The organism is Embleya sp. NPDC008237, from assembly GCF_042956465.1.
Lineage (GTDB): Bacteria > Actinomycetota > Actinomycetes > Streptomycetales > Streptomycetaceae > Embleya.
Genome location: NZ_JBIBGL010000002.1, coordinates 667,313 through 693,938 on the forward strand (window position 1 = coordinate 667,313; position 26,626 = coordinate 693,938).

18 protein-coding genes are annotated in these 26,626 nt (G+C 72.0%); 12 read left to right on the top strand and 6 right to left on the bottom strand.

Annotation, left to right across the window (positions count from 1 at the left end):
- Positions 1 to 268 precede the first annotated feature (268 nt).
- Positions 269 to 1,081 (bottom strand): SAM-dependent methyltransferase, encoded by an 813-nt coding sequence (locus tag ACFZBU_RS06170; RefSeq protein ID WP_391582290.1) that lies wholly within the window; start codon positions 1,079 to 1,081, stop codon positions 269 to 271.
- 229 nt (positions 1,082 to 1,310) lie between these two features.
- Here ACFZBU_RS06170 and ACFZBU_RS06175 point away from each other — a divergent pair, with 229 nt between their 5' ends.
- From ACFZBU_RS06175 to ACFZBU_RS06190, 4 genes are all read left to right on the top strand, one after another.
- Positions 1,311 to 2,123: a class I SAM-dependent methyltransferase gene (locus tag ACFZBU_RS06175; RefSeq protein ID WP_391582291.1), complete on the top strand. Its 813-nt coding sequence runs from the start codon at positions 1,311 to 1,313 to the stop codon at positions 2,121 to 2,123.
- A gap of 826 nt (positions 2,124 to 2,949) precedes the next feature.
- Positions 2,950 to 4,038, top strand: a complete 1,089-nt coding sequence (locus tag ACFZBU_RS06180) for a helix-turn-helix domain-containing protein (protein WP_391582292.1) — start codon at positions 2,950 to 2,952, stop codon at positions 4,036 to 4,038.
- Positions 4,028 to 4,537: a hypothetical protein gene (locus ACFZBU_RS06185; protein ID WP_391582293.1), complete on the top strand. Its 510-nt coding sequence runs from the start codon at positions 4,028 to 4,030 to the stop codon at positions 4,535 to 4,537. Before ACFZBU_RS06180 ends, ACFZBU_RS06185 begins: the two co-directional genes overlap by 11 nt.
- 396 nt (positions 4,538 to 4,933) lie before the next feature.
- Complete coding sequence (locus tag ACFZBU_RS06190) at positions 4,934 to 5,746, top strand: SAM-dependent methyltransferase (RefSeq protein WP_391582294.1); 813 nt, start codon at positions 4,934 to 4,936, stop codon at positions 5,744 to 5,746.
- A 40-nt stretch (positions 5,747 to 5,786) separates the two neighbouring features.
- Here ACFZBU_RS06190 and ACFZBU_RS06195 read toward each other — a convergent pair whose 3' ends face one another.
- The 3 genes from ACFZBU_RS06195 to ACFZBU_RS06205 form a co-directional block, all read right to left on the bottom strand.
- Positions 5,787 to 6,740, bottom strand: coding sequence for a helix-turn-helix domain-containing protein (locus tag ACFZBU_RS06195; RefSeq protein ID WP_391582295.1), 954 nt, complete (start codon positions 6,738 to 6,740; stop codon positions 5,787 to 5,789).
- 101 nt (positions 6,741 to 6,841) lie between these two features.
- Complete coding sequence (locus ACFZBU_RS06200) at positions 6,842 to 7,075, bottom strand: DUF397 domain-containing protein (protein WP_391582296.1); 234 nt, start codon at positions 7,073 to 7,075, stop codon at positions 6,842 to 6,844.
- A gap of 347 nt (positions 7,076 to 7,422) precedes the next feature.
- The gene (locus ACFZBU_RS06205; protein WP_391582297.1) at positions 7,423 to 8,151 is read right to left on the bottom strand and encodes an IclR family transcriptional regulator; all 729 of its coding nucleotides are present in this window, start codon (positions 8,149 to 8,151) and stop codon (positions 7,423 to 7,425) included.
- Between the two features lie 79 nt (positions 8,152 to 8,230).
- Between ACFZBU_RS06205 and ACFZBU_RS06210 the strand changes: the two genes are divergently transcribed.
- The 3 genes from ACFZBU_RS06210 to ACFZBU_RS06220 all read left to right on the top strand — a co-directional run bounded on the left by ACFZBU_RS06210 (position 8,231) and on the right by ACFZBU_RS06220 (position 12,059).
- Complete coding sequence (locus ACFZBU_RS06210) at positions 8,231 to 9,427, top strand: amidohydrolase family protein (protein ID WP_391582298.1); 1,197 nt, start codon at positions 8,231 to 8,233, stop codon at positions 9,425 to 9,427.
- 62 nt (positions 9,428 to 9,489) lie between these two features.
- Entirely contained in the window at positions 9,490 to 10,242 is a 753-nt protein-coding gene (locus ACFZBU_RS06215) for a class II aldolase/adducin family protein (RefSeq protein ID WP_391582299.1), read from the top strand.
- A 1,013-nt stretch (positions 10,243 to 11,255) separates the two neighbouring features.
- Positions 11,256 to 12,059 carry a polysaccharide deacetylase family protein gene (locus ACFZBU_RS06220; protein WP_391582300.1) on the top strand — a complete coding sequence of 268 codons (804 nt, stop codon included), beginning with the start codon at positions 11,256 to 11,258 and terminating at the stop codon, positions 12,057 to 12,059.
- Between the two features lie 310 nt (positions 12,060 to 12,369).
- Here ACFZBU_RS06220 and ACFZBU_RS06225 read toward each other — a convergent pair whose 3' ends face one another.
- Both ACFZBU_RS06225 and ACFZBU_RS06230 read right to left on the bottom strand, forming a co-directional pair.
- A complete protein-coding gene (locus ACFZBU_RS06225) occupies positions 12,370 to 13,194 on the bottom strand; it encodes an SAM-dependent methyltransferase (RefSeq protein ID WP_391582301.1) in 825 nt (274 codons plus the stop codon).
- A gap of 317 nt (positions 13,195 to 13,511) precedes the next feature.
- Positions 13,512 to 14,321, bottom strand: coding sequence for an alpha/beta fold hydrolase (locus ACFZBU_RS06230; RefSeq protein ID WP_391582302.1), 810 nt, complete (start codon positions 14,319 to 14,321; stop codon positions 13,512 to 13,514).
- Positions 14,322 to 14,631: 310 nt separating this feature from the next.
- Here ACFZBU_RS06230 and ACFZBU_RS06235 point away from each other — a divergent pair, with 310 nt between their 5' ends.
- The 5 genes from ACFZBU_RS06235 to ACFZBU_RS06255 all read left to right on the top strand — a co-directional run bounded on the left by ACFZBU_RS06235 (position 14,632) and on the right by ACFZBU_RS06255 (position 26,343).
- Positions 14,632 to 15,963 (top strand): GAF domain-containing protein, encoded by a 1,332-nt coding sequence (locus tag ACFZBU_RS06235; RefSeq protein WP_391582303.1) that lies wholly within the window; start codon positions 14,632 to 14,634, stop codon positions 15,961 to 15,963.
- Between the two features lie 278 nt (positions 15,964 to 16,241).
- A complete protein-coding gene (locus tag ACFZBU_RS06240) occupies positions 16,242 to 17,669 on the top strand; it encodes a hypothetical protein (RefSeq protein ID WP_391582304.1) in 1,428 nt (475 codons plus the stop codon).
- Positions 17,670 to 17,870: 201 nt separating this feature from the next.
- Positions 17,871 to 19,178: an AAA family ATPase gene (locus ACFZBU_RS06245; protein ID WP_391582305.1), complete on the top strand. Its 1,308-nt coding sequence runs from the start codon at positions 17,871 to 17,873 to the stop codon at positions 19,176 to 19,178.
- Positions 19,175 to 20,593 carry a VWA-like domain-containing protein gene (locus tag ACFZBU_RS06250; RefSeq protein WP_391582306.1) on the top strand — a complete coding sequence of 473 codons (1,419 nt, stop codon included), beginning with the start codon at positions 19,175 to 19,177 and terminating at the stop codon, positions 20,591 to 20,593. Before ACFZBU_RS06245 ends, ACFZBU_RS06250 begins: the two co-directional genes overlap by 4 nt.
- Before the next feature lie 251 nt (positions 20,594 to 20,844).
- On the top strand, positions 20,845 to 26,343 hold the full coding sequence (locus ACFZBU_RS06255) for a biotin carboxylase N-terminal domain-containing protein (RefSeq protein ID WP_391582307.1): 5,499 nt from the start codon (positions 20,845 to 20,847) through the stop codon (positions 26,341 to 26,343).
- Positions 26,344 to 26,626: the final 283 nt, after the last annotated feature.

Genomic DNA, 26,626 nt, shown 5'->3' on the forward strand with positions numbered 1-26,626 from the left:
TGGGCGCCCCCCGTGCCCGCCCCCCCGCGGGGGGGGGTTTGCGGGCCCGGCGGGGGGCCCCCCCGGGGGGGGGGGGGGGGCCCGGGGGGGGGGGGGGCGCCCCCGGGGCCCGGCCCCCCCCCCGCCACAGTGCGGGCCGGGTGGTCGGGATGGTGGGCGGAATGCGCCGGCTCGGTTGCCGGGCGCCGCCGACAGCGGTGCGTGCGCCGGCGGGGCCGGACGGCCCGCGGGTAGGGGTGCCCGGGGTCGGCGGATGTGCGGCCCGTTCTCAGGTCTTGCGCGCGACCGCGCCGAACTGGGGGACGACGGGCGGAAGTTCGCCGGTGGGGGAGTAGGCGCGCCAGCGGGCGCAGGAGACGACGCCCGGTTCGAGCATCTCCAGGCCCTCGAAGAACCGGTCGAAGTCGGCGCGGCTGCGGGCGGTGATCGGCGGTGTGGCGTTCTCGTTCCAAAAGCGCATCGCCTCGACGTTGCCCTCGCCGCCGAGCTCGGTGGTCGGGTGGGTGACCACGAGGTAGCTGCCGGCGGGCACCGCGTCCATCAGTCGGCGCACGATGGCCACGGCCGTGTCGGTGTCCAGGATGAAGTTGAGGCTGCCCAGCAGCATCACCGCGATCGGCCGCTCGAAGTCCAGCGTCGCCGCGGCGGCGCGAAGGATGGAGTCCGGGTCGTGGGCGTCGGCATCGATGTAGTCGGTGGCGCCTTCGGGGGTGCTGGTGAGCAGGGCGCGGGCGTGCGCGAGCACCAGGGGGTCGTTGTCCACGTACACGATCCGCGCGGCGGGGTTCACCCGTTGGGCGACCTCGTGCGTGTTGTCCGCGGTGGGCAGCCCGGTACCGATGTCCAGGAACTGGTCCACGCCCGCCTCGCCGGCCAGGAACCGCACCGCCCGGCCCAGGAAGACGCGATCCGCCCGGGCGACTTCGCCGATCGAGGGGAACATGTCGGTGACGTGGTCGCCGACCTTGCGGTCGATCGGGTAGTTGTCCTTGCCGCCCAGCCAGTGGTTCCAGACCCGGGCGTTGTGCGCCACGTCCTGGTTCGATGTCGGCGGGCCCTCGGCGGGTCGACTCTCGCTCACGGGGTGGTTCCTCTTCCCTGGACGCGTTCACCCGGCACGCTCCGCACGGAAGACGGCGCCGACCGGCGCGATCGAACCGATTCCCCAACCATTGTGCCAGGCCGGCGCGGATCGGCTCGCTGCGGTGCGTGGGCGTGTCGGCCCGCGCGGAGCAGCCGACCGCCCGGCTCGCCGGCCCGCGACCGGCGCCGTTGTGGCCGGTCCGGCCCGGGTCGGGGATGGTGGAGGGATGACCGGGCAGCGGTTCGACACATGGGCGGTCGGGGACGCCTACGAGCGGTACATGGGGCGATGGAGTCGGGCGGTCGCGGCCGAGTTCGTGGCCTGGCTGGATGCCGCGCCGGGGCTGCGGTGGCTGGACACGGGCTGCGGTACGGGCGCGTTGACCGCGACCGTGGTGGCGCGGGCCCGACCCGGATGGGTGCTGGGCCTGGACCGGTCCGCCGCCTTCGTGGCGCGGGCCCGGGCCGAGGTGCCCGCGCCGGCCGGCTTCGTGGTGGCAGACGCGACGGCGCCGCCGCTTCGGGAGGGCGCGTGCGACGTCGTGGTGAGCGGACTGGTGCTCAACTTCCTGCCGACGCCCGCCGCGGCGGTGGCCGGGGCGACCCGGGTGGTGCGGCCCGGCGGGACGGTGGCCGCATATGTGTGGGACTACGCCGAGGGCATGGAGTTCCTGCGGTACTTCTGGGCCGCCGCCGGCGCGGTGGACCCGGCGGCGGAGCGGTGGGACGAGGGCCGCCGGTTCGCGGTGTGCCGTCCCGATCGGCTGCGGGAGTGCTGGGAGCGGGCCGGGTTGCTCGACGTGGCGGTCGTACCGATCGAGATCACCACCGGGTTTGCCGGCTTCGCGGACCTGTGGGAGCCGTTCCTGGCCGGGCAGGGCCCCGCTCCCGGGTATGTGGCCGCGCTGTCCGGGCCGGCCCGGGACCGGCTGCGGGAGGCGCTGCGGGCGTCGGTGCCGACTCGGGCGGACGGGTCGATCGTGCTCGGCGCGCGGGCCTGGGCGATCCGCGGCGTGCGGCCGGGGCGGGTGCACGGCTGAACCGGGCGGGTGTGTGGGGCGGGCAGGCGGGTCGAGGGCGGCTTGCCGGGCGGGGGTCGCGCCCGGGCGTTCGGTGCGCGCGTGGGCGTACGCGGGTCCGCGCGGCCGGCGGAGTGTGCGCGGCATGTGCGCGGGCGGCCGACGCAGCGGTGCGAAGGCGCCGGAGCGGATACGGAAGTGTGTCGGGCGGGACGGGTGTCGGTATTGTCGGGATTTCCGGCGGCGAGCAGAGGCCGGCCTTTTGCATATGCAATTGCATGGGCGTCACTCGGGAGAGTGGATTCGACGAACGGGCGTGTCCTCTCCATGATGAGGGTGGAAATCTGGTCGTTCCGAGGCGTTGACGCTTTCCGATCGGGTCTCGTTGGCGTGTGTGCTTTTATGCCCTCGGACCTGCGGTTCTCGGCGCATCGACCGTTCGATGATGTCGGATCGACAGGACGTCCTCGATCGTTTCGGATGCTCGGGGCCGGGCTCCGTGCATTTGCATTTCCGTGGATTCGTTGATGTCCGGGAAAGTCTGGGAGTAGCTTCCGGAACGTCGAATGACCCCGGGCGGCGGTCGCCGCTCCGAGGTCATCGGAAACAACGATCAAGGAATCGCCCATGCTGATCGAATTATCCGTCGGAGGGTTTTCCGACCGCCTCCGACGATTCCCGAATGTACTATTCCGTGCTTTCTCTTCGGGGAAACGACGGGGAGTGCGGAGGTTGCGGACGTCCTGCTCCGGCCGAGCACCGCGGCGCCGCCGGCGAGATGCGGGCGTACCGCGGATCCGGCGGATCCCTTGATTGCCTCGCCCGGAACCGGAAGGAGAAACAGGGGATGAACACCCGAAGGGGCATCACCAGGTGCGCGGCGTGCGGGCGGCGCTTCGCCCAGCGCAAGGCGACCGGCCGCAAGCGGATGTACTGCGACCCGACGTGTCGGCGGCGCGCGCAGCGGGTGCGCGAGCGCGAGCGGGGCGCGCGCCCTCCGGCCGACTCGCGGGGCCTGGAGGCGGGCATCGTGGAGATCCTGCGCCGGGTGGCCTGCGCACTGGAGGAGGCCGAGCGCACCCGCGAGCCGCTGCGGGTGCGGCTGGCGTACGCGGATCGGCTGAGCGGGGAGACCCAGCGCTATCGGGCGGTGGTGGGCGAGGCGCACCCGCCCGCGACGACGCGGGTGCGCCCGGAGTGGTCCGCGCAATTGGCCGCGCGCCTGGGCGCTCGGGGGCACCCGGGGGCGGACGGCGGCGGTGGCGAGGACCTGTCCTGCTCGCAGCACGCGGGGGAACGGTTGGCCGCGGCGCTGCGCGAACTGCGCCGCCTCGACGGAATCACCGTCGCGGACCTGGCCTGGCAGGCCGGAATCAGCGTGGAGTTCCTGGCCCGGATCCTGGCCGGAGAGGTGTGGGCGTCGTGGCCGGTGGTGGAGACACTGGCCGGCAAGTTGACCGGCGACGCCCACGAGTTGCGGGCATTGTGGGAGTGTTCGCGCGGCATCGATCACGGCATTCGGCGCGAACTGCGGGATCTGGTGCGGTTGTTGGCGGCGATGTTGCGCGGGTTGTGGTTGGCCGCCGGGCAACCGGCACCGGATCTGCTCGGCGCGGCTCCGTTGACCGCCGACATGCCGGCGCGGATCCTGGCCGGCGAACTGATCCCGGACCGGGCCTGCACCGAGATCCTGGTCGAGCGACTGGGCGCACATCCCGATGTGGTGCGCAGGTTGTGGACCCAGGTGCACTACGGCGTGCTGACCCGTCTCGGCGATGCCGGATTCCCGTCCGGCGGATTGGCGTTCGCCGCGCTCGACGGTCCCGAGACGGGTGCGCACGCACGTTCCGGCGCAGCCGACCCGGGCTCGGGTAGCCGACGCGGGGCCGCCGACCCGGATGCACCGGCCCGTTCGGGTGGTGTCGATGTCCCTTGACCCGGCACCGGTCCGATCGGGCACCGTCGGCGTCGCGGTCGTCGGGCGGTCCCGTGCTCCGCTCGACTTCGCCGCGTTCTGCCTGCTGCACCGGGCGCGCTGGGCGCAGTACGCCCGACTGCGGGTGGGCGACCCGGTCCGCGGCGAGCGGGCCGTGCAGTCGGCGGTCGCGGAACTGGCCACGAACTGGGCGGACATCCTGCGCGGGCCGAACCCGACCGCCGGGGCCTGGCGCATCCTGGGCCGCGCGGTCGCCGGCTCGCCCGGGCCGGCGCCGGACTCCCTGCACGAGGCATTGCCGTCGCCGCAGGCGGACGCGGTGATGCTGCACTACCGCCTGGGCATGACGCTCACCGCGACCGCCGACCTGATGGGCACCGATCCACCGGAGGTGGCCGCGCAGTTGGTGCTCGCCGAACGCAGCCTGCCCACGGATGTGGTCAAGGCCCTCGAACGCGGTCCCGAAGCCGCACCGGTGTCCGGACATCGCGATCGATGAGACGGCACGGGTCGTGCGGCCCCTCCCGCGCGGCCCGTTCCCGCCCGGCCGTCTTCTCCTCCCGGGCGGCCCGTCTCGCTCCGGTGGCCTTCTCCCGCTGCATGGCGGGTCTCGCTCCGGCCACCTCCTCCCGCCGCGCGGCTCGTCTCGCTCCGGCCGCCTTCCGCCGCCACGCGACCCGTCTCGCTCCGGCCACCCTCCCCGCCCGCGGGGTCCGTTTCTCCCCGGTCGCCGTTTCGCCCGTCGTCCATTGGTTCACCCGCGCCGATGCGGGCCGCAATGCTGCGGGGCGCATCTCGATCGAGTACCTGCCCCGGGACGACCTGCGGTCCTAGCATGGCCCGTGGGCCCGGGACGGCGGCGGCGCACCGGCGGGCGCGACAACGAGGGGGCAGGATGGGGCACGGGGAGAAACACGATTCCGAGATCGACGTGGACACACCCAGCGCGGCCCGGATGTACGACTGGTACCTCGGCGGCACGGAGAACTATCCCGCCGACCGGGCGGCCTGCGAGGAACTGCTGAAGATCGTCCCGAGTACCCGCGAACTGGCCCGCAACAACCGGGCGTTCCTGCAACGGGTGGTACGGGTGCTGGCCGCCGAATACGGGGTCCGGCAGTTCCTGGACCACGGATCCGGCCTGCCGACCCGGGAGAACGTGCACCAGGTGGCCCAGGGCGTCGACCCCGCGGCCCGGGTGGTCTACGTCGACAACGACCCCATCGTGCTGGCGCACGGCCGGATGTTGTTGGAGGAGAACGACAACACCGCGGTGATACAGGCGGACATGACCGACACCGCGGGCATCTTCGAACACCCGGAGGTCGAACGGCTGATCCGGCTCGACGAACCGGTCGCCGCGCTGTTCGTGTCGGTCCTGCACTGCCTGCCCGAATCGGCCGAGCCCGCCGCGATGATCCGCCGGGTCGCCGAGCGGCTGCCCTCGGGCAGCTTCATGGTGATCTGCCAACTGGTCAGCGAGGACCCGGCGATCCGGGACGGGGTCAGCGACTTCATGGCCGAGGCGACCGGGAACAACTGGGGTCGGGTGCGCGAACCCGCCCAGGTGGACGGCTACTTCGACGGCCTGACCATCCTGGAACCGGGCCTGGTCGAGGTCTCCACGTGGCGGCCCGACTCGCACGTGACCGCACGGCAGCAGACCGACGAGTGGATCGAGTACGGCGGCCTGGCCCGGATCCCCTGACCGGGCCCGCCGCGAACCGGAACGACGGGTGCGCCGCGGCCTATCCGGACGGGGTTCGACCTCCGTCCGGGGCCTGCCCGGCCGCCGCGAAGTGCCGCTCGGCGTCGCGCAACATGCGTTGGCTGGACAGGCGGTCCTCGGCCACGGCCCACAGTCGCAGCAGAATCTCGCGGTAGGCGTCGATGTCCGCACGCCTGCTCAAGTACGTGGCGCTGTTGGCCTGTTCCAGGTAGATCATCTCGCTCGGCCCGCCCGAGGCGAAGCGCAGATACGTCATCGGCGACGGCGGCGTGATGCTGGCCGCCCGGTCGAAGCGCACGATGCGGATGTTGATCCGGTCCCGGGCCGATTCGGCCAACAGGTGCCGCATCTGCTCGGCCATCACGTCCGGACCGCCGACCGGCCGCCGCAGGATGCCCTCGTCCAACAGTGCGGTCAGGTCCGGACGGCGCTCGTCGGCGAGCAACGCCTGTCGCTGACGCCGCAGTTCGATCCGCCGCTCGACCTCCTCGTCGGCCGCCCGAGGCAACCCGGTCCGCACGATCGCACGGGTGTACGCGGGCACCTGCAACAGCCCCGGTACGACATGCACCTCATAGGTGTCGATCTTGGTCGCCGCGTCCTCCATGCCGATCAACCGCGCCAACCAGCCCGGCATCACGTCGCTGTAGTGGCTCCACCACGCGCGCTCCAGCGCCTTCTTCAGCAACTCCTCTATCTCGAAGAGGGATTCCTCGTCGTGGACGCCGTAGAAGCGGACCAGATCGAAGACGTCCCGGGCGCGCGGCGGGCTCTCGCCCCGCTCCAGCCTGCTGATCTTGGACATCGACGCCCGAATGGCCTCGGCCGCGTCCTTGAGCCCCTTGCCGTTGTCCAGACGCAACTTGCGCAGTGTGGCGCCCAGTACCTTCACGGCAGCGGCCGGACTGCTCTGCTGGGTCAGTGACACCACCGGTGCGATCGACGGGACGCGGGCCGGGCGGTCGGCGGACATGCGGGCTCCAGGAATGGACGTGTCGACGCACGCCATTATTCCGAGGAGGAACCCGCGTGTCCGTCGATCCGGTCGGCCGCGACCCGGTCGAACCGCCGGGCTCAGTCGATCAAGGAGTCGAACTCGCCGCTCTTGGCGCCCGCCACGAACGCGGCGAGCTCCGCTCGCGCGTAGATCAGAGCCGGCCCTCGCGTGAACCGTGAATCGCGGACCGCGATCTCCCCGCCGGGCAGCGCGGCCAGTTCCACGCAATTGCCCTCGGCCGTGCTCGCACTGCTCTTCACCCACGTCACGGACCCGAACGAGTCCGCCGGATCCCCGTTGCCGGCACGCATTCCTCATCACCCTTTCCGAACCCGTCCGCTCGTGGCCCGAACGGCGCGATCACGGACGCGACCGCCCTCGTGCAAAGCCACCTGCATTTGCATCATGGATCCGACAAGCAGCCTAGTCGCGGGAAGCCCGGCGTGAAGTCCCTCGAAAGAGTGCCCGTGTGCTCGGCGCGCCGACCCGCCCGCCCGCTTCCGGCAGGGCGAATCGCTCGCGCGGGGAACGGGATTCGCGTTCAATACTTTTCGAAAATCTCGACGATCGCCGAGTCGACCTGCTCGGGGCGCTCCGGATGGCCCAGGCGGCCCGCGTCGGGGATCGTGACGACGTCGTGGCCGTGCCGGAAATGTGGTCAGGACGGCCGTCCGTGCTCGCTCAGGCTCTCCGCCGCCCGGGCGACCAGTCTCCCGACGCGTGTGCACCCGGCTTCGTCGAGTCGGCCGGCCGGGGCGCTGACGATCAGCGCGGCCATCGGGCGGCCGGTCGCGTCGAGCACGGCCGCCCCGACGCTGGAGATGTCGGCGTTCACCGCGCCGATGCTGAGCGACCAGCCGCGGCTGCGAGTGTCGGCCAACTCCCGCCCGAAGCATTCGTCGTGCGGATCGATGCCGGACAGGTCCCATTCGTCGGGGGGTGTGGCCGCGCACAGGGCCAGCCCGGCCGCGCTGGTGGCCGCGGGGAACACCAGCCCGATGCGTGGGACGGTGCGCACGAGCTGCCGGCTCTCCGCGACATCGACGGCGACGATGCGCCCGGCGTCGGGCACCGCGAGGGTGACCGTTTCCCCGGTCGCCTCGCGCAGGTCCGCGAGCACGGGACGAGCGCGGGTCGACAGGTCGTCACGGCGTCGCGCCTGAGCCGCCAGGACCAGGGGGCGGGTGGTCAGCCGCCATCGGGTGGGCGGTTCGGCGGTGGGCCGCAGCCATCCGCTCGCGTGCAACGTGACCAGGACCCGCTGTAGGGCGCTCTTGTCCACTCCGGTGAGGCGAGCGAGCTCCGCCACCCCGACGGGCTCGTGCGCGGCGACGACCTCGATCACTTCCAGGGCGCGCGCAAGGCTCTGCAGGGGCTTGACGGCCATCGGGAACCCTCCGATACATTGCGGATCACTGTGCAACATACCGTGTCGCATGGCGACACACAAGGATCAGGGAGTTGTCGTGACGACCCTCGACCCCGAGCTGTTCCTCCCCGATCCCCAGCCCGCCGAGGTGCGGTACACCGTCATCTCGGTCGACGACCACGTCGTCGAGCCGCCGCACCTGTTCGACACCCATCTGCCGGCGTCACTGCGCGCACGCGGCCCGCGCATCGTCGCGGACGCGAACGGCGCGCAGGTCTGGGAGTTCGAGGGCGAGCGCTACTCACAGGTGGGCATGAACGCCGTCGCCGGCCGCCGGCCCGAGACGGTCAAGCTGGAACCGGCGCGCTTCGACCAGATGCGACCGGGCTGCCACGACGTGCACGCCCGGGTTCGGGACATGGACCTCGGCGGCATCTGGGCCATGCTCAACTTCCCGTCCCAGATCACCGGGTTCTGCGGCCGCGTGTTCGCGCAGGCACGGGACGTCGAGGTGGGCAAGGCGTGCGTGCGCGCGTGGAACGACTGGATGTACGAGGAGTGGTACCGCGCCTACCCCGAGCGGATCATCCCCGGCGGGATCACCTACCTCGCCGACCCGGCCGAGGCCGTGGCCGAGATCGAGCGCAACGCGGCCCGTGGCTTCACCTCGGTGACCTTCCCCGAACGCCCGCACGCGATCGGCCTGCCGTCGCTGTGGAACCGCGAGCACTGGGACCCCATCATCCGCGCGTGCGACGACACCGACACCGTCATCTCGCTGCACGTGGGCAGCTCGGGCATGCACGCCATCCCGCCCGGCGGCCCCGCACTGCAACTCGGCGCGACGATGTTCGGCCAACTGTCCCTGGGCGCGTGCAGCGAGTGGTTGTGGTCCGGCTACCCGGTCCGGCACCCGAACCTGAAAATCGCCATGAGCGAGGGCGGCATCGGCTGGGTGCCCATGCTCATCGACCGGCTCGACAACATCGTCGACCGTTCCGGCTACGGCCTGGGCTGGGACGACCGCCCCGCCGACGTGCTGCGCCGCAACTTCTGGTTCTGCACCCTCGACGACCCCTCCACGATCGCGCTGCGGCACGTCATCGGCGTCGACCACATCATGCTGGAGACCGACTACCCACACGGCGACGGCACCTGGCCGCACACCCAGGACGTGGTCGCGCGCCACTGGGGCGACATCCCCGCCGCCGAGCTGCGGATGATGTGCAGCGAGAACGCCGCGAAGCTCTACCGCCACCCGCTGCCCGACGTCGTCCTGCCGCTCGACGCCTGAGCGCCGCGGACCCGGCCGCGCGGGCCGGACCCCGGTCGACTCTCCCTCTGTGAAAGGCATTCATGGCATTCGAACCGACGCCCGGAAAGCTGATCCCCGATCTCACTCCCGCTCAGGAGATCGTGCTGTTGGCGCGCACGCTCTGGCGCGAGGGCTACGACGACCACCTCGCCGGCCACATCACCTACAACCTCGGAGACGGCACGCTGCTGTGCAACCCCTGGTTGCTGACCTGGAAAGAGATCCGCCCGCGCGACATCATCCGCATCGACCTGGAGGGCAACGTCGTCGAGGGCGATTGGCCCGCGCCGCTCGGCATCCCGCTGCACCTCGAACTGCACAAGGTTCGCCCGGACGTCCGGGTCGCGATGCACAACCACCCGCGATTCGGCACGGTGTGGGCCGACATGGGCGAGGTGCCGCCCGCGTACGACCAGAGTTCGGCTCTCGGCGGCGGGGACCTGACGCTCGTCGACGAGTACGACGAGGCGGTGAACAATTCCGCAGCCGCGCGCACGGTGGTCGCGGCGATGGGCGACGCCGACCTCGCGCTGCTCGCCGGGCACGGCGTGTTCGTCCTCGGCGTCAGCACGCGCGCCGTCCACCAGCGCGCGGTCGCCCTCGAAATCCGCTGCCGGAACGCCTGGATGGTCCGCGCCGCCGACGGGCGCCGGACCAGCCCGCTGCCCACGCACTGGCTCGAACGCAGCCGCGGCAGCGACGGCAACGGCTTCGTCGGCTTTTGGGAGTCCTCGGTGCGCGCGGAACTGCGCCTCGCCCCGGATCTCCTGGCCGACCCCGGAGAGGCCGACTGACCCCGGACGTTCCAGTACAGCGACCCGGGCTGCGCCATCGAACTGCGCGCGTTCGCCGAGGACGGCTACGTGCCGGTCGAGGCCGCGGACACCGGACGCGGCATTCGCGCCGACGAACCACCCACGGGCTGGGCGAAGTTGGTTCGCGGAAGCGTCGCGCGGGACGCCGGGCAGTGGCTTGGGGCCGGCCCTGCCGTTCTACGGGGTCAAGGCCGACGGCAGCAAGCCCGACATCATGGGTGGGGGAGTCCGCGCCGCTCTCGCCGGTGGCCGGAAATCCCCTGTCCGGTAATCCCGAGGTCCCGCTTCTCCGCCGCTTCGTGGTGGGGGAGAGGGGCCTTTCTCGGATTCTCGGCTCGATATTCAAGGCATGGCTCGATTTCCGAGGGCGGCGTAAAACACCCACCGGGCTTCGATACGCCGGAGAATGCATCAAGCCCGAGAGGAAACGTTTCTTCATGGCGCTTTGCTGATCGAATGGTTGCGATCATGCAAGATTATGATCGATGCCGGATCATTCAGTCAAGCGCGTGAGCAGGTGCAATTCCACACAGTCAGTGCACTGACACGGACAGCTAACATAGGTCTAGACCGGTGGCAAAAGAACCGAAAGGCTCTGCTGCGTGCGCACTCCGGAAGGGTTCCGTTCACGAACGGTTCATTCTCGGGGTCGAGGTCGGCCGGCCTCGATGCTCCGCGCACAATCGCGGCCCGCGTGTCCCGGACCGCAGGCGATAAACCGTTCGGCGTGCGTCGGGTGACGGTGTAATAGGTATCGGCGGATAGTCCAAAAGATGAACGCCGGATATCGAATTCCGCTCCGAATCAACCGAACGCCGACGGCGGAGCCGGGCGGGCCCTGCCCGCGCTTCGGCCTGCCCCGGTGCGCGCGCCCCGTGCCGCTCGGCCCGGCGGCGTATCCACCGATGCCTCCCGGGGGCGGAGTCCGCCGCGCCGCGACCCGGTCGTTCCACAGCACCACGACCAACGCTCCACCGAAAGGAACCACCCCGATGTCGCCCACTCGCACCACCCACCTCCGGCCCCGGCCGCGCCGCCGGCGTCCGGTATCCCTGGTCGTCGCCGCGCTGGTCTGTGCCGCGACGGCCTGGGTCGGTTCGCCCGCCGCCGGCGCATCGCCCACGGCGGGCACCGCCTCAGCCGGCGCCGAGGCCGCTCCCGCGGCCGTTTCCGCGAGCACTCCCGCCGGTGCAGGGCCGGTGAGTCCGGCCCTGGTCACCACGACGGCCCACCCCGGCAACCAGGTCGCGCTCACCTTCGACGACGGACCCAGTCCGCAGTACACCCCGCAACTTCTGCAGGTGCTCAAGAAGCACCAGGTCAAGGCGGTGTTCTGCGTCGTCGGCGAAATGGTCGAGTGGCAGCAGCCGATGGTCCGCGCGATCGTCGCCGACGGCCACACCCTGTGCAACCACACCTACCGCCACCGCGACCTGAGCACCGTCTCCCCGGCCGAGATCGAAGCGGACATCCAGCAGACCAACGACCGGATCCATGCCGCCGTACCCGGCGTCGAAATACCCTACTTCCGTGCGCCGTACGGCAATTGGGGCCAGTCGCCCGCGGTCGCCGCGAACCTCGGCCTGCGCCCGCTGAGTTGGACCCTGATGCCCGGCGACTGGGAACTGCCCGGCGTGGACGTCCTCCTCCAGCGCCTTCGTGACGGGATCACCCCGACCGGCGTGGTCACCCTGCACGACGCGGGCGGCGATCGCCAACAGACCGTGGACGCGGTCGACCGCCTGATCACCGAATACAAGGCCAAGGGCTGGAACTTCGACCTCCCGTCCCGCTGAGCCCTCGTCCCCCGAGCCCCCTTCGCGCTGAGCCCCCGTCCCACCGAGCCCGCCGCCGCGCCGACCTACCGTCGGCGCGGCGGCCGTCCCGATCCCACCGGCCCTCGACCTCCGGCGGCACCCCGCAATACCCGGCCCGCGCACCGGTTGCTCGTGTGCGCGACCGCGGGGAAGCCGGGTGTGCCCAGCGGGCCCGGCGCGTGTGAAACGCCCACTCCCGGTGCGTCGCAGGGCGGATCGTGGTCGGCCGGGGTCGGTATGCGCCGAGGCCGACTTCGTCACCCGACCGGGCGCTCGGGTCGCGTACCGGTCAAGCCCGCTGCCCGGTCCCGGCGCCACCCGCAGGCTTGCGGCCGACCCCCGCGTACATCCACTGGCGGTCCGCGTGCGGGCGGGGCAGGCGGTCGGCTCGCCAGGTCGAGATCGGGACCACTCCGGGCTCGACCAGGCTCAGCCCGGTGAAGAACGCGCGCACGTCCCGGAGGGTGCGCGGGAACAGTGGGGCGGCCGAAAGCCGGTACGTCTCGGCCGTGGCCCGGGCCGCCTCCGGACGCAGATCGGCGGCCACGTGCGAGAGCACGAGCGCACTGCCGGGCGCCGTGGCCGCCATCAACTCGCCTACCACGGACCGCGGATCGTCCGCGTCCGACAGATAGTGCAACACCGCGGTCAGCACCACCGCCACCGGCCTGCGGAAGTCCAACCCGGACCGCCCGGCCGCCCGTTCCAACAGCGTGCCGGGATCCCGAAGATCCCCCTCCGCCACGTGCACCCGACCGGGCCGGGTGGACAACGCGCGGGCGTGCGCGAGCACCAGCGGGTCGTTGTCGACGTACACCGCCCGCGCCTCCTCGGTCGCGAGCACCGCACACTCGTAGGTGTCGCCGGCTGTCGGCAGACCCACCCCGATGTCGAGGAATTGACGGATCCCGCACCCGGCCGCGAAGGACACCGCGCGCCGCAGGAACGCCCGATTCGCGAAGGCCATCCCACGCACCTCCGGCGCCAGGGCGAGCACATCCGCCGCGGCGCCGCGATCGATCGCGAAGTTGTTCTTCCCGTTGAGGTAGTGGTCGTACATCCGCGCGGGATGCGGCAGATCGGCGCGCAACCCGGACAACCGCGACCAGGGCACCGGCGCCGCCGGAGGCGACTCCGGAGGTGCCGGCGCCCTGGCCGCAGGCACCCGCGCCGGCGGTCGTACGCCCGGTCCCCGTACGTCCGGCCCCCGTGTGCCTGACGTCCGCGTATCCGATGTCCGTACGACCGCCGCTCGCGTGTCGGCCGGGCAGCCGCCGCGCGGCGTGCCACCCGGTGTCCGGTCAGGCATCACAATCATCGGCCTTCCCGACTGTCGACGCGCGAGTCGCGGGTCGCGGGCCGCCCGAATCGGGCGAGGCGGGGATACCCGCCGGGCGTCCCGCATCTTCCTCCGTACCACCGCCCGGGAGGTCAGCGGCGGAGGAAATCCTTGACGACAGCGTCGAATCGTTCGCGTTCCTCAACGAAGGGCACATGCCCGCTCGCAGGGAACTTCGCCACCCGCGCGTCGGGCAAAACCCCGGCGAGCCAACCGGCGAGGTCCCCGGGGAAGATCCGACTGCGCTCGCCGTAGACGAGCAGGGTCGGCACGTTCACCTCGGGCAGCACCGGCCGCCAGTCGGAATGCGCCATGTCCATCCAGACATCCAGCGCGGAGGAGGTATGGGTCTGGGTGGTCTCCGCATACGCCGCGTCCACGGCCTCCGCAGCCGGCGGCTCGGCGAAGCACGCCTGGATGAACGGCTTGATCGCCGACGGCCGGGCATGCCGAACCGTCTGCGCGAACACGGCCAGATCCGCGGCCGAGTAGCCGCCCTGCAACGGGAACTCCCAGTCGGGAGCATCCATGAAGCACGGAGACTGATCGACGAACACCGCGCCGCGCAGCCCGGCGCAGCCGAACTGCCGTACATACGACAGAATCACCGATGTAGCCATGGACCAGCCCACCAGCGTCGATTCGGACAGATCCAGTGCCCGAACCAACTCGTGGACATCACGGGCGTATTGGGCCAACGAATGCCCCTCGGGCGTCTTGCCCGATCGTCCGTGCCCGCGGAAATCGGCGAGGATCACCCGGTTCTCCGCCGCCAGCGCGGCGACATTGCCCGCCCAGAAGGTGCTGTTCATCGTCCACCCGTGCAGCAGCAACACCGGCCGGCCCGAGCCGTGTTCCTCGTAGTACAGCGGAACGGCGTCGGACAACTCCAGATAGGGCACCGTCTCTCTCCTCCGATCCCGGCCGCCGAGTCGCCGACGTGCGCCACCGCAGTCTGCGCGAGCGCCCGCACGTTCCACCAGACACCGGAGGGGGGTTGCAGCAACGTTGCACATTCCGCTTTGCCATCCGGTACGAGGGCGACGCGGGCGCTGCCGGGTGCGGGCGGTGGCGATGTCGTCGATTCGGCCCATACGCCCCATACGGAGGCGACGCCGACCGTCTCGACCGGGGCCGACCTGCCCCGACGCCATGAATTGCGTTTACACGTCCGAAACGAACGAGCTCACCCCGCGCCGGCATGATGGTCACATGGCGCTACGACCGAAGGCGCGCGACCGAGCCCTGAGTGGCGGATCGGCGGCGGACATACGAGACCCGATCCGGGCCTCCTGGTCACGTGCGCGGCGACACGGCCTGCCGCCGGACGCCTATCTCCCGCCGGTCACCCTCTACGACGACGAACTGGCCCGGCAGCGCGAGGAACACCCGCTGAGCCGGATCTGGCCGCTGCTGCGCCGCTCGCTGGCCGGCCTCACCGCGGACCCGGGCCGGCTCCTGTTCCTCAGCGACGCCCGAGGGCATCTGCTCTGGGTCCAGGGCGACACGGCCACGCTGCGCTCGGCCGAGCGGGTGCATCTGCTGCCCGGCGCGCTGTGGAGCGAGGACGCCGCGGGCACGAGCGGGGTCGGCACGACGCTCGCGACCGGCCGTCCGTTCCAGGTGTTCGGCGCCGAGCACTTCCTGTCCGCGGCCACCGCATACACCTGTACCGCCACCCCCATCCACGACCCGGCGAGCGGCGAACTGCTCGGCATTCTCGACTTCACCTGCCCCGAGCGGCACTGGCAACCACTGGCCATACCCCTCCTGGACACCGCCCGCCGACTGGCCCAGTCGGAACTGGAGACGATCCGGCTGCGTGCGGAGGCCCGGGTGAGCACCCGCTACACCGAACGCATCGCCCGCCGGCTGGGCACCCGCAGTGCGATCGTCGACGCGCGGGGCCGCATCGTGCGTTCGGATCCACCCGGTTGGCTCCCACACCACCTGCCAGGACCCCCGACCGAGGGCCGCCTGTTGCTCCCCGACGGACAACCCGTCCTGGTCGAACGCCTCGCCGCGGGTGGCCTGTTCCTCCTGATCGCCGAGGACTCCGCGGCCGGCGCCCTGACCACCGCGCCGCTGCGCTTTCGCGCATTGGGCCTGCGTCGGGCCCGCCTGGAGATCGCCGGCACCACCCACGAACTCACCCCGCGCCACGCGGAGATCGTCACGACCCTGTTGAGCGAACCGGGAGGCATGACGGCCCGGGCGATCACCGAGGCGGTGCACGGGCCCGCCGGCCGCCCGGCCACCATCCGGGCCGAACTCGCCCGACTGCGCCCGATCCTGGGCCACCGGCTGGCCTCCGACCCCTACCGCCTGACCGGCGACGTCGAAGCCGACTTCCTCGACCTCGACCGGGCGCTGTCCATTCCCGGCACCCCGATCGACACCCTCCTCGACCACTATCGGGGCCCGCTTCTTCCCGGCTCCACGGCGCCACGCATCCTCGCCCTGCGCAACACACTGCACGAACGCCTGCGCCACCGCGTGCTGGCCACGGCCGACTACGACACGGCCCTGCGCTGGTCGATGTGAGGTCGTGGGTGCGCAGATCGGGCGTGGGGTCCGCCAGGCCGCTCCGCGGCGGGAGAGCGGGGCGGCTTCCGGGTCGGGCCGTCCGCTGCGCGGCGCCGGGCCGTCCCTCCCGCCGGTCGGCTGGCCAACCCGCCCGCCCGGCACGCCAATTCCCCGGCTCCGGCGACGCTTGCGGCGTAGGTACTTGGCGGAACGCGGGCACGGCCGGTAGGCTCTGCGGCGATGATCACTCTTTCTGCTCACAGAATGGGGGTCCCGTCCGCGCAAGGTGAGTGCTGATGCTCACTCGAATCGCGAACAGGGATTCCCGCCCCTCTTTTTGGCTGCGCGTGCGCGAGTTCGCCGTGCCGCCCTCCATGATCGAGATTGCGACCGCTCGCCGCCGCGTCGGCGACTGGGCGGGGGCATGTGCCGCCGCGGGCATCGACGTCGACGTGCATCCACGCCTCGTGGCCCGCACCCACGGCCGAGACCTGGCGGCCCGAGTCCGGGACGATCTCCGGCACTTGGCTCCCGACCTGCTGCGTTGGCACATGCCGAGGATCGCCCCCGACGGACTGCTGCGGCCCGGCCTGACCATCGCCCTGGCGCGGTACCGCGTCGAGGACGATGACGGCCGCGCCGGCCGAGGCCCGGTGTACCTGGTGGCCAGGACTCCACCCGCATGGGCGGACGCCGGTCAGCGGATCAGCCTCGCGCTGTGGGACGGATCGCCCGACCGGGCCGATGTCCCCCCGCGCTCGTACCCCCACCCCCACCCCAACCGGCGATACCGCCTGGACCTGCACCGCCACCTGTGGGACGCACGCAGGACCGACGAACTGCGGGTGCGATCCGGGGCCGACCGGCTGCCCGCCGACGGTCCTGCCGACCCGGACGCGCACCGGGATCCGGAGCCGGCCGGGGCACCGCCGTACCCGCACCACTGCGCCCTCGACCGGTGGGCCGCCGAGGCGCGGATTCTGCTCCGGGCCGAGGGTCGATCCGCGGGCAGCGTCCAGGTGCGGCTCGACGGGCGACGTCGGCCGGTCCTGGACCTGACGGCCGACGGCGACGACCTCGGGCCGCCCGTACTGCGGGCCGCGCCGGAATCGGCCGGCGGCATCTCGGGGTTGCCGATCCTGCCCGACGCGGCGACCTGGGTGCTCCCGGACCTGGCACTGCTGCGCGCCGGCGCGATCGACGTCGATCGGCTGCACCCGTTGGTCGCCTCGGCACTGGCACCGGATCACGTCCCGGCCGGTCCGTCCCGGATCCCGGACCGGGCAGGCCGACCGCATCCGGTGGATTGCCGGGGTGCCCGACACCGGATCGGTCTGGTCGACGGAGTACTGGTGCCACTCGACCACGACCCGGCCGAGATCCGCCGCGAGGAACTGCTGGCCGCGCTGACCGGCACACCGCTGCCCTGTCTGCGGGTCATCGACGAGGCACACCGGCGCCCGAACTGCCTGGCCGGCGTTCGCGAACGCCTGGACCACGGCGACACCGCCGGGGCCCTGGCCGTCGTCGAGGGCCTGCTGGGCCCCGAGGCACTGCTGCGCGACGGTCCGCTGCGCGACGAGTTGGAGACGGCCGCGCTGCGCCGGGTCACCTACGGCCTCTTCAGAGCAGGCCTGATCGACCCCGGAGCGGGCCGCATCCACGTGAACCACCGCCGCCCGCGCGGCTATCGCACCTGTCCGTGCCACTCGAAGTCGCGTTGACCCGAAACCTCTCGAAGTCGCGTCGACCCGAAACCTCGGTCCGCACACTCGCGCGCACCCGACGTCGCGTCGATCCGAAATGACAGTCCGCGCACTCACGCGCATCGGAACACAACCGCCGCCCGCCCCGGGGACGTCCGGTCACGCTCGCGCGACCGCCGCCGCAGCCCCGGGTGCCCAAGCCCAAAGGTGATCGAAGACATGACGACATACGCCCCGTACAGCCCCGCCACCGCGCCGAACTCCCGGCCGTCCGTCGACACCACCGCAGCCCGCACCCCGTCTGTCGAGCCGCGGCACGCGCGTCAACTCGACGTCGCCGGCGACCTGTTGGCCCTTCTACGCGAAGCCGGCACCGAACCGCGACCGGACACCCAGTTGGAGGCCCTGACCCTGGCCGTGGCCGCCGACCTGCCGGTACTCCTGTGGGGCGAGCCGGGCATCGGCAAGACCGCTGCGCTGACCCAACTCGCCGCGTCCCTGGACCTTCCGCTGACCACGGTGATCGCCAGCGTGCACGAACCCTCCGACTTCTCCGGGCTGCCCATCGTCGGTGACGATCCCGCCGAGCAGGGTGTCCCGTTGGCGCCGCCGGACTGGGCGGTGCGCCTGGTACGGGCCGGCCGAGGGCTGCTGTTCCTGGACGAACTCTCCACCGCGACACCGGCCGTACAGGCCGCCCTGCTCCGCCTCGTCCTCGAACGACGGATCGGCGCACTGCAGTTGCCACCCGGGGTGCGGATCGTGGCCGCCGCCAACCCGCGCTCCTCGGCGGCCGACGGCTGGGAACTGAGCGCACCCCTGGCGAACCGATTCGTGCATCTGCAATGGACCCACGACCACGACGTCGTGGTCCGCGGGCTCGGCGGCACGTGGCCGAAGGCCACCCTGCCCCGGCTCGACCCGACCGGCCTGCCGGAGGCGGTGGCGTTCGCCCGTCGGGCCGTGTGCGGGCTGCTCGCGGCGCGACCGACGCTCGTGCACCGGCTGCCGACCAGCGAGACCGGCCGAGGCGGTCCGTGGCCGTCGCCGCGCAGTTGGGAGATGGCGCTGTGCCTGATCGCCTTCGCGACCGCGGCCGGCTCCTCCCGGGAGGTGCTCTCCATGCTGGTCAGGGGCACGGTCGGGGACGGCCCGGGACTGGAGTTGCTGGCCGGCCTGGACCGGATGGACCTCCCCGACCCCGAGGACCTGCTCGCCGACCCGGCGGCCGCCGTCCTGCCCGAGCGTGGCGATCTGCGCCAGGCCGTGCTCGACGGCGTGGTGGACGCGGTTCGCAAGCGCCCGGAGAAGTCCCGCTGGGACGCGGCATGGGCGCTCCTGGTCCGGGCGATGGAGACCGGCGCCCCGGACCTGGTGGTCGTCCCGGCGACCACGCTCGCCTCGCTGCGCCACGAGGACTGGGACGTCCCGGCCTCGATCGAGCGCCTCGCCGGGGCGGTGTCCCTGTCCCGCCGAGCGGACCGGACGGCGGCCCGCGTCGCGAGCGCCGCGAAGGCGGTCCGATGACCACGGACGCACCGACGACCACGAACGCGGCCGGGCCGACGGATCCCCCCGCCGCACCGCCCGCACCGAGCCCCTCGAATGCATCGAGCCCACGACACGCACCGAGCCCACGAAGCGCATCGGGCCCGCCGGCTGTGCCAAGGGCGCCGGACGCACCACGACCCGCGGACGCCCCCAAGCCCCTGGACCTCGACAAGCTCTTCGCCGCCCGCCTGTACGCAGCCCGAGCCCGCCCCTACCTGGCCACCGCGCTGTTCGCCCTGCACATCGTCGAGTCGCGGAGCGTGCCGACGATGGCCGTCGACCGGTACTGGCGGTGCTACGTCTCGCCGGCGTTCGTCGACCGCATGCCGCCGGAGGAGCTGGCCGCGGTCTGGGTGCACGAGGTGTCGCACCTGTTGCGCGATCACCACGGACGCAGCGACCGGGTGGCGCGCGAGCGCGGGCTGGTCGGACCGGGAGAGCGGCTGCGGATGAACATCGCCGCGGACTGCGAGATCAACGACGACGCCTACGGCGACGGCCTGGTCCGACCCGAAGGCGCCGTCGAGCCGGCGATGCTGGGGCTTGGCGAGGGCGAGCTGATGGAGGACTACCTGCGCCAGTTCCGGCTGGGCCCGTTCACCCAGGGGCTGGTCTGGCTGGACTGCGGCAGCGGCGCGGACGGCCTGGAACGCGAGTGGGAGTCGGGGCCGGAGGGCGCGCACGGTCTCAGCGCGCAGGAGCGCGACGCCGTGCGATTCCGGGTGGCACAGGGCATCACGGCCCGTCCGGGAGATGCGCCGAAGGGATGGCGGCGATGGGCGGAGGAGGCGTTCCATCCGCCGCAGCCGTGGCGGGAGTTGTTGGGGGCGGCGGTGCGCTCGGCGACCTCGGGTGCCGGGGCGGGCGACGACTACACCTACGGCCGTCCGTCCCGGCGTTCGGCCGGCGTGCCCGGCGTCGTGCTGCCGAGCCTGCGCCGCAAGCCGCCGCGGGTGAGCGTGATCATCGACACCTCCGGATCGGTCAGCGACGCCGAACTGGGCAGCGCGCTCCTGGAGGTCGCCGCGATCTGCCGTGCCGTGGGCGGTCGGCGCGACCTGATCACCGTGGTGCCGTGCGATGCGGCGGCCACGATCGCACATACGCTGTGCAGCAGCGAGGGGATCCCGCTGGTGGGCGGTGGGGGTACGGACCTGCGCACCGGCTTCGCCAAGGCGCTGCGGGCGCAGCACCGACCGGACGTGGTCGTGGTGCTGACCGACGGCCAGACGAGTTGGCCGAGCACGCGGCCGTCCTGCCGTACGGTGGTCGGCCTGTTTCCCCGGCAGGCGAGTCGGTCGTGGAACGAGGACGATCCCGACTACGTGCCGGACACGCCGCCCGAGTGGGCGCGAGTCGTGGTCATCGACGCGGCGTCCACCGCCCGGTGAGTTCCGGGCCGCGCGAGGGGGCGGACGCTCGCCGCCGAGCCCGGTTGTCGCAGACCATGCCCGAAGGGGTGGCTGTTCGGTGTGGCCCCTACCGCTTTTTGTAGGAACCCTACAACGCAGCGGCCCAGGCGTGCACGATGCAGGACATGGGTGTACCCGGCAGTAACCAAGCAGGGTATAGATAGGTGCAGGCGACGCTCCGGGACCCGGACGTCGCCTTCTGCACGAGGGTACTTGGGAGGCTACAGCCGGTGTTCAGTCGTGTCGCGATCGTCAATCGTGGAGAAGCCGCAATGCGGCTCATCCACGCCGTCCGGGATCTTTCGGCGGAAACGGGGACGAGGGTGGAGACGGTCGCCCTCTACACCGACTCCGACCGCGACGCGACCTTCGTGCGGGAGGCCGACATCGCCTACCCGCTGGGCCCCGCCTCGGCGCGCCCCTACCTCGACCACGCCGTCCTGGAACGCGCGCTGGTGGAGTGCGGCGCCGACGCCGCCTGGGTCGGCTGGGGCTTCGTCGCCGAGGACCCGGCGTTCGCCGAACTGTGCGAGCGCATCGGCGTCACCTTCGTGGGCCCGAGCGCCGACGCGATGCGCAGGCTCGGCGACAAGATCGGCGCCAAGCTGCTCGCCGAGGAGGTCGGTGTCCCGGTCGCGCCGTGGAGCCGCGGCGCGGTCGCCACGCTGGAGGACGCGCTGCGCGCCGGCGAGGAGATCGGCTACCCGCTGATGCTCAAGGCCACCGCGGGCGGCGGCGGGCGCGGGATCCGGATGGTCGCCTCGGCCGCGGACCTGACCGACGCCTACCTGCGCACCAGCCAGGAGGCGCTGCGCGCGTTCGGCTCCGGCGTGGTCTTCCTGGAGCGCCTGGTCACCGGCGCCCGACACGTCGAGGTCCAGGTCATCGCCGACGGGCAGGGCACCGCGTGGGCGCTGGGCGTACGCGACTGCTCGGTGCAGCGACGCAACCAGAAGATCATCGAGGAGTCCGCCTCGCCGGTCCTGGACCCGGAGCAGACCGCGGAACTCAAGGCGTCCGCCGAGCGGTTGGCCGTGGCCGTCGACTACCGCGGCGCGGCGACCGTCGAGTTCCTCTACCACCCCGGCGAGAAGCTGTTCGCCTTCCTGGAGGTCAACACCCGACTCCAGGTCGAGCACCCGATCACCGAGATCACCACCGGCACCGACCTGGTACGCCTGCAACTGCACGTGGCGGGCGGCGGCAGGCTGACCGGCCCGCAGCCGGCCGAACTCGGCCACGCCATCGAGGCCCGGCTCAACGCCGAGGACCCGGACCGCGACTTCGCCCCCTCGCCCGGCCGCATCACCCGCCTGGCGCTACCCGCCGGCCCCGGCATCCGGGTGGACACAGGGGTCAGCGAGGGCGACCGGATCCCGGCCGACTTCGACTCCATGATCGCCAAGATCATCGCCTACGGCCGCGACCGCGAGCAGGCACTGGGCCGACTGCGCCGGGCGATGGCCGAGACCACCGTGATCATCGAGGGCGGCGCGACCAACAAGAGCTTCGTGCTCGACCTGCTCGACCAGCCCGAGGTGATCGACGCGAGCGCCGACACCGGCTGGATCGACCGGGTCCGCGCCGAGGGCCGCCTGGTCACCCACCGGCACTCCGCGATCGCCCTGGCGGCGGCCGCGATCGAGGCATACCAGGACGAGGAGGAGATCAGCCGGCAGCGACTGCTCTCCACCGCACACGGCGGCCGCCCGCAGGTACAGCACGAAAGCGGCCGGCCGCTGGACCTCAAGCTCCGCGGCGTCGGCTACCGGGTGAGCGTGGCCCGAGTGGGCGACAAGCGTTTCCGCGTCGCGATCTTCGGCGGCGGCGGCGCCGCGCACCCGGCCGACATCGAGGTCGAGCGGTTCGACACGCACAGCGGCCGGATCGTGGTCAACGGACACCGCTTCCGGCTGGTGTCCGCCACGCACGGCCCCACCCACCTGGTCGAGGTGGACGGCGTCACCCACCGGATCAGCCGCGACGAGGGCGGCGTCGTACGCTCGCCCGCACCCGCGCTGGTGGTCGCGACGCCCATCGCGGTCGGCGACGAGGTCGCCTCGGGCGCGCCGATCCTGGTGCTGGAGAGCATGAAGATGGAGACGGTGCTGCGTGCGCCGTTCCGCGCCCGGGTTCGCGAATGCCCCGTGTCGGTGGGCAGCCAGGTGGAGACCGGCGCACCGCTGATGCGCCTGGAGCCGCTCGCCGAGGAGGGCAGCGAAGGCGCCGTCGAGGAAGCCGCGGGCGCCGGCGAGAGCATCGAGGTCGACCTGCCCGCCGAGACGGTGCCCGCGTCCGCCGCCCAACGGGTCGAGCGCGGACTGCAGGATCTGCGCAGCCTGCTCCTGGGCTTCGACGTCGACCCGCAGGACCACAAGCGCGTGTTGTCGGAATACCTGGCCGCCCGGGCCGACCTCGGCGGCCGGCCGCTGCCGGGCGAGGTGGACCTGCTCGCGGTGTTCGCCGACCTGTCGGAGCTGAGCCGGAACAAGCCCGGCGGCGAACTCGACGTCGAGCGGGACAGCCCGGTGCACAGCCCGCGCGAGTACTTCCACAGCTACCTGCAGAGCCTGGACCCCGAACGCGCCGGGCTCACCGAGGCGTTCCGGGCCAAACTCGTGCGAGTGCTGGGCCACTACGGCATCGCCGACCTGGACCGCACCCCCGAACTGGAAGCCGCGATCTTCCGGATCTTCCTGGCCCAGCAGCGCACGTCGACCGATGTCGCCCTGGTGTCCGAACTGCTGCGCCAGTGGCTGGCCGGCGCACCCCCGCTGGAATCGCTCAGCGAACGCGCCGGACTCACCCTGGAACACCTGATCGAGGCCACCCAGGTGCGCTTCCCCGCGGTGTCGGACCTGGCCCGCGGCGTGGTGTTCCGCTGGTTCGCCCAGCCGCTGCTGCGCCGCATCCGCGCCAAGGTCTACGCCGGGGTACGCAACGAACTGCGCCACCTGGACCAGCACCCGGACGCACCGGACCGCGCCGAGCGGATCCAGACCATGGTGGCCGGCTCCGAGCCGCTGGTCCGGCTGATCGGCCAGCGGATCGGCCGGCCGGGCCGCGACCACGCGCCGCTGCTGGAGGTGCTGACCCGCCGCTACTACGGCAATCGCGGGCTCTCCGAGGTCACCGTGCGCGAACAGGCGGGCTGCCGGTTCGTCACCGCCGAGCACACCCGTACGGCGGGCCCGACCCGGGTGGTCACCACCGCCGTCGACATCGCCGAACTGCCCGACGCCATCGGCGCGGTCGGCGCGCTCGCGGCCGACGTCGCCGAACAGGGCCTGGTCGCCGACCTCTACCTCACCTGGGAGGACCAGCCGGACGCCGAGGCCATGGCGGAGCGGCTGGGCCGCATGCTGGCCGAACAGCCGCTGCCGGCGGGCGTACGCCGGATCACCACCACCGTGGCCGGCACCAGCGGCGCGGTGATGCACCACCACTTCACCTTCCGCCCGGACGGGGCCGGCTTCGCCGAGGACCGGCTGATCCGCGGTCTGCACCCGCAGATCGCCCGCCGCCTGCAACTGCATCGGCTGCGCGAGTTCGACCTCACCCGGCTGCCCTCGGTCGACGAGGAGATCTACCTGTTCAAGGCCGTCGCCAAGAGCAACCCGGCCGACGAGCGGCTGATCGCGATGGGCCAGGTCCGCGACCTGACGCCGCTGCGCGAGACCGACGGCCGACTGGTCGCGCTGCCCGCCGTGGAGGACGCGATCAACGCGGGCCTGGACGCGATCCGCAACATCCAGGCCCAACGACCGCAGAACAAACGCTTCGACACCAACCGCATCATGATGTACGTCTGGCCGTCGACCGAACTGACCGCCGACGAACTCAACGCCCTGGTCCAACGCATCCTGCCGACCACCGCCGGCGCCGGGCTCGAAGAGGTCCAGTTCGTGGCCCGCCGGCGCAGGAGCAGCGGCGAACTGACCGAGATCGCCGCGACCATCACCCTCGCTCCGGGCCACGGTGCGAGCCTGCACGTCGGGGAGCCGTCGACGGAACCGGTGCTTCCGCTGGACGACTACCGGCAGAAGGTGCTGCGCGCGGCCCGCCGCGGCAACGTCTACCCGTACGAACTGACCGGCATGCTCGCCGGCGCGCACGGCAGCTTCGTCGAGCACGACCTCGACGAGTCGAGCGCGCTCGTACCGGTGGACCGGCCCAGGGGCCGGAACACCGCGGCGATCGTCGCCGGCGTCGTCTCCACGCCCACCGAACGCCACCCCGAGGGCGTGGCCCGCGTGGTGCTGCTCGGCGACCCGACGAAGTCGCTGGGTGCGCTGTCCGAGCCGGAGTGCCGCCGGGTGATCGCCGCGCTCGATCTCGCCGAGCGCATGCGTGTCCCGCTGGAATGGTTCGCGCTGTCCTCCGGCGCCCGGGTCTCGATGACCTCGGGTACCGAGAACATGGACTGGGTCGCCGCCGCACTCAAGCGCATCGTCACGTTCACCCAGGACGGCGGCGAGATCAACATCGTGGTCGCGGGCATCACCGTCGGCGCACAGCCGTACTGGAACGCCGAGGCGACGATGCTGATGCACACCAAGGGCATCCTGGTGATGACGCCGGACTCGGCGATGGTGCTGACCGGCAAGCAGGCGCTGGACTTCTCCGGCGGCGTCTCCGCCGAGGACAACTTCGGCATCGGCGGCTACGACCGGGTGATGGGCCCCAACGGCCAGGCGCAGTACTGGGCGCCCGATCTCCCGTCCGCCCGCGACGTGTTGATGGCGCACTACGACCACACCTACATCGCGCCCGGCGAGAGCGCACCGCGCAAGGCGCACACGAGCGACCCGATCGACCGCGACGTCTGCGACTTCCCGCACGCGCCCGTCGACAGCGACTTCACCACCGTCGGCCGGATCTTCTCCGCGGAGCACAACCCGGACCGCAAGAAGCCGTTCGACATCCGCACGGTCATGCGCGCGCTGTCCGACCAGGACCACCCGGTGCTGGAGCGCTGGGCGGGGATGGCCGACGCGGACACCTCGGCGGTCCAGGACGTGCACATCGGCGGTTGGCCGGTCTGCCTGATCGGCATCGAGTCGCGGTCGGTGCCGCGGCGCGGCTTCCCGCCCACCGACGGCCCGGACACCTACACCGCCGGCACCCTGTTCCCGAAGTCGTCGAAGAAGACCGCCCGGGCGATCAACGCGGCCTCCGGCAACCGGCCGCTGGTCGTGCTGGCCAACCTGTCCGGCTTCGACGGCTCACCCGAGTCGATGCGCAAGGCCCAGTTGGAGTACGGCGCCGAAATCGGCCGCGCCATCGTCAACTTCGACGGCCCGATCGCCTTCTGCGTGATCTCCCGCTACCACGGCGGCGCGTTCGTGGTCTTCTCCAAGGCGCTCAACCCGAACATGACCGTGCTCGCGCTGGAGGGCTCCTTCGCCTCGGTCCTGGGCGGCGCTCCGGCGGCGGCCGTGGTCTTCTCCGGCGACGTCAACAACCGCACCGCCACCGACCCGCGGGTGACCGACCTGCAGACGCAGATCTCGACCACCGTGGGCGCCGAGCGAGCGGTCCTGAACGCCCGCCTCGCCGAGGTGCAGTCCGCGGTCCGTGCGGAGAAGGTCGGCGAGGTGGCGGCCGAGTTCGACCGCGTGCACAGCATCCGCCGCGCGGTCGAGGTCGGCTCGGTGGACGCCATCATCAGCGCCGCCGAACTGCGCCCGAGGATCATCGAAGCCATCGAACACGGCATGAAGCGCTGACCGTTCGCCGCGCGACTTCGGCGGGGTGGAAGGGACGTCGTATCGTCCTCTCCACCCCGCCGAGCCATGTGTGTGGGGGGGGCGGTGGCGTTGCGGGCCGTTCGCCTCGTGACGCGTGGTGGGCTTCGGTTCGCCCGGGCAGCGGCGGGTTTTCGGTTCGCCCGGGCAACGGCGGGCTTTTGATTCGACCGGGCAACGCTTCGTCGTCGCGCCGGAGTTCGCGGGGGGGCCGGTCGGCCCGAAATGGCGGATCGGTGCTCGATGCTCGATGCTCGGTGATCTG

Excerpts from the sequence above, each read along its gene's own strand:
- ACFZBU_RS06220 (WP_391582300.1), top strand. The coding sequence starts at position 11,256 with ATGTCGCCCACTCGCACCACCCACCTCCGGCCCCGGCCGCGCCGCCGG.
- ACFZBU_RS06195 (WP_391582295.1), bottom strand. The coding sequence starts at position 6,740 with ATGTCCGCCGACCGCCCGGCCCGCGTCCCGTCGATCGCACCGGTGGTG.
- ACFZBU_RS06180 (WP_391582292.1), top strand. The coding sequence starts at position 2,950 with ATGAACACCCGAAGGGGCATCACCAGGTGCGCGGCGTGCGGGCGGCGC.
- ACFZBU_RS06185 (WP_391582293.1), top strand. The coding sequence starts at position 4,028 with ATGTCCCTTGACCCGGCACCGGTCCGATCGGGCACCGTCGGCGTCGCG.
- ACFZBU_RS06215 (WP_391582299.1), top strand. The coding sequence starts at position 9,490 with ATGGCATTCGAACCGACGCCCGGAAAGCTGATCCCCGATCTCACTCCC.
- ACFZBU_RS06190 (WP_391582294.1), top strand. The coding sequence starts at position 4,934 with ATGGGGCACGGGGAGAAACACGATTCCGAGATCGACGTGGACACACCC.
- ACFZBU_RS06240 (WP_391582304.1), top strand. The coding sequence starts at position 16,242 with ATGCTCACTCGAATCGCGAACAGGGATTCCCGCCCCTCTTTTTGGCTG.
- ACFZBU_RS06200 (WP_391582296.1), bottom strand. The coding sequence starts at position 7,075 with ATGCGTGCCGGCAACGGGGATCCGGCGGACTCGTTCGGGTCCGTGACG.
- ACFZBU_RS06250 (WP_391582306.1), top strand. The coding sequence starts at position 19,175 with ATGACCACGGACGCACCGACGACCACGAACGCGGCCGGGCCGACGGAT.
- ACFZBU_RS06235 (WP_391582303.1), top strand. The coding sequence starts at position 14,632 with ATGGCGCTACGACCGAAGGCGCGCGACCGAGCCCTGAGTGGCGGATCG.
- ACFZBU_RS06175 (WP_391582291.1), top strand. The coding sequence starts at position 1,311 with ATGACCGGGCAGCGGTTCGACACATGGGCGGTCGGGGACGCCTACGAG.
- ACFZBU_RS06205 (WP_391582297.1), bottom strand. The coding sequence starts at position 8,151 with ATGGCCGTCAAGCCCCTGCAGAGCCTTGCGCGCGCCCTGGAAGTGATC.
- ACFZBU_RS06245 (WP_391582305.1), top strand. The coding sequence starts at position 17,871 with ATGACGACATACGCCCCGTACAGCCCCGCCACCGCGCCGAACTCCCGG.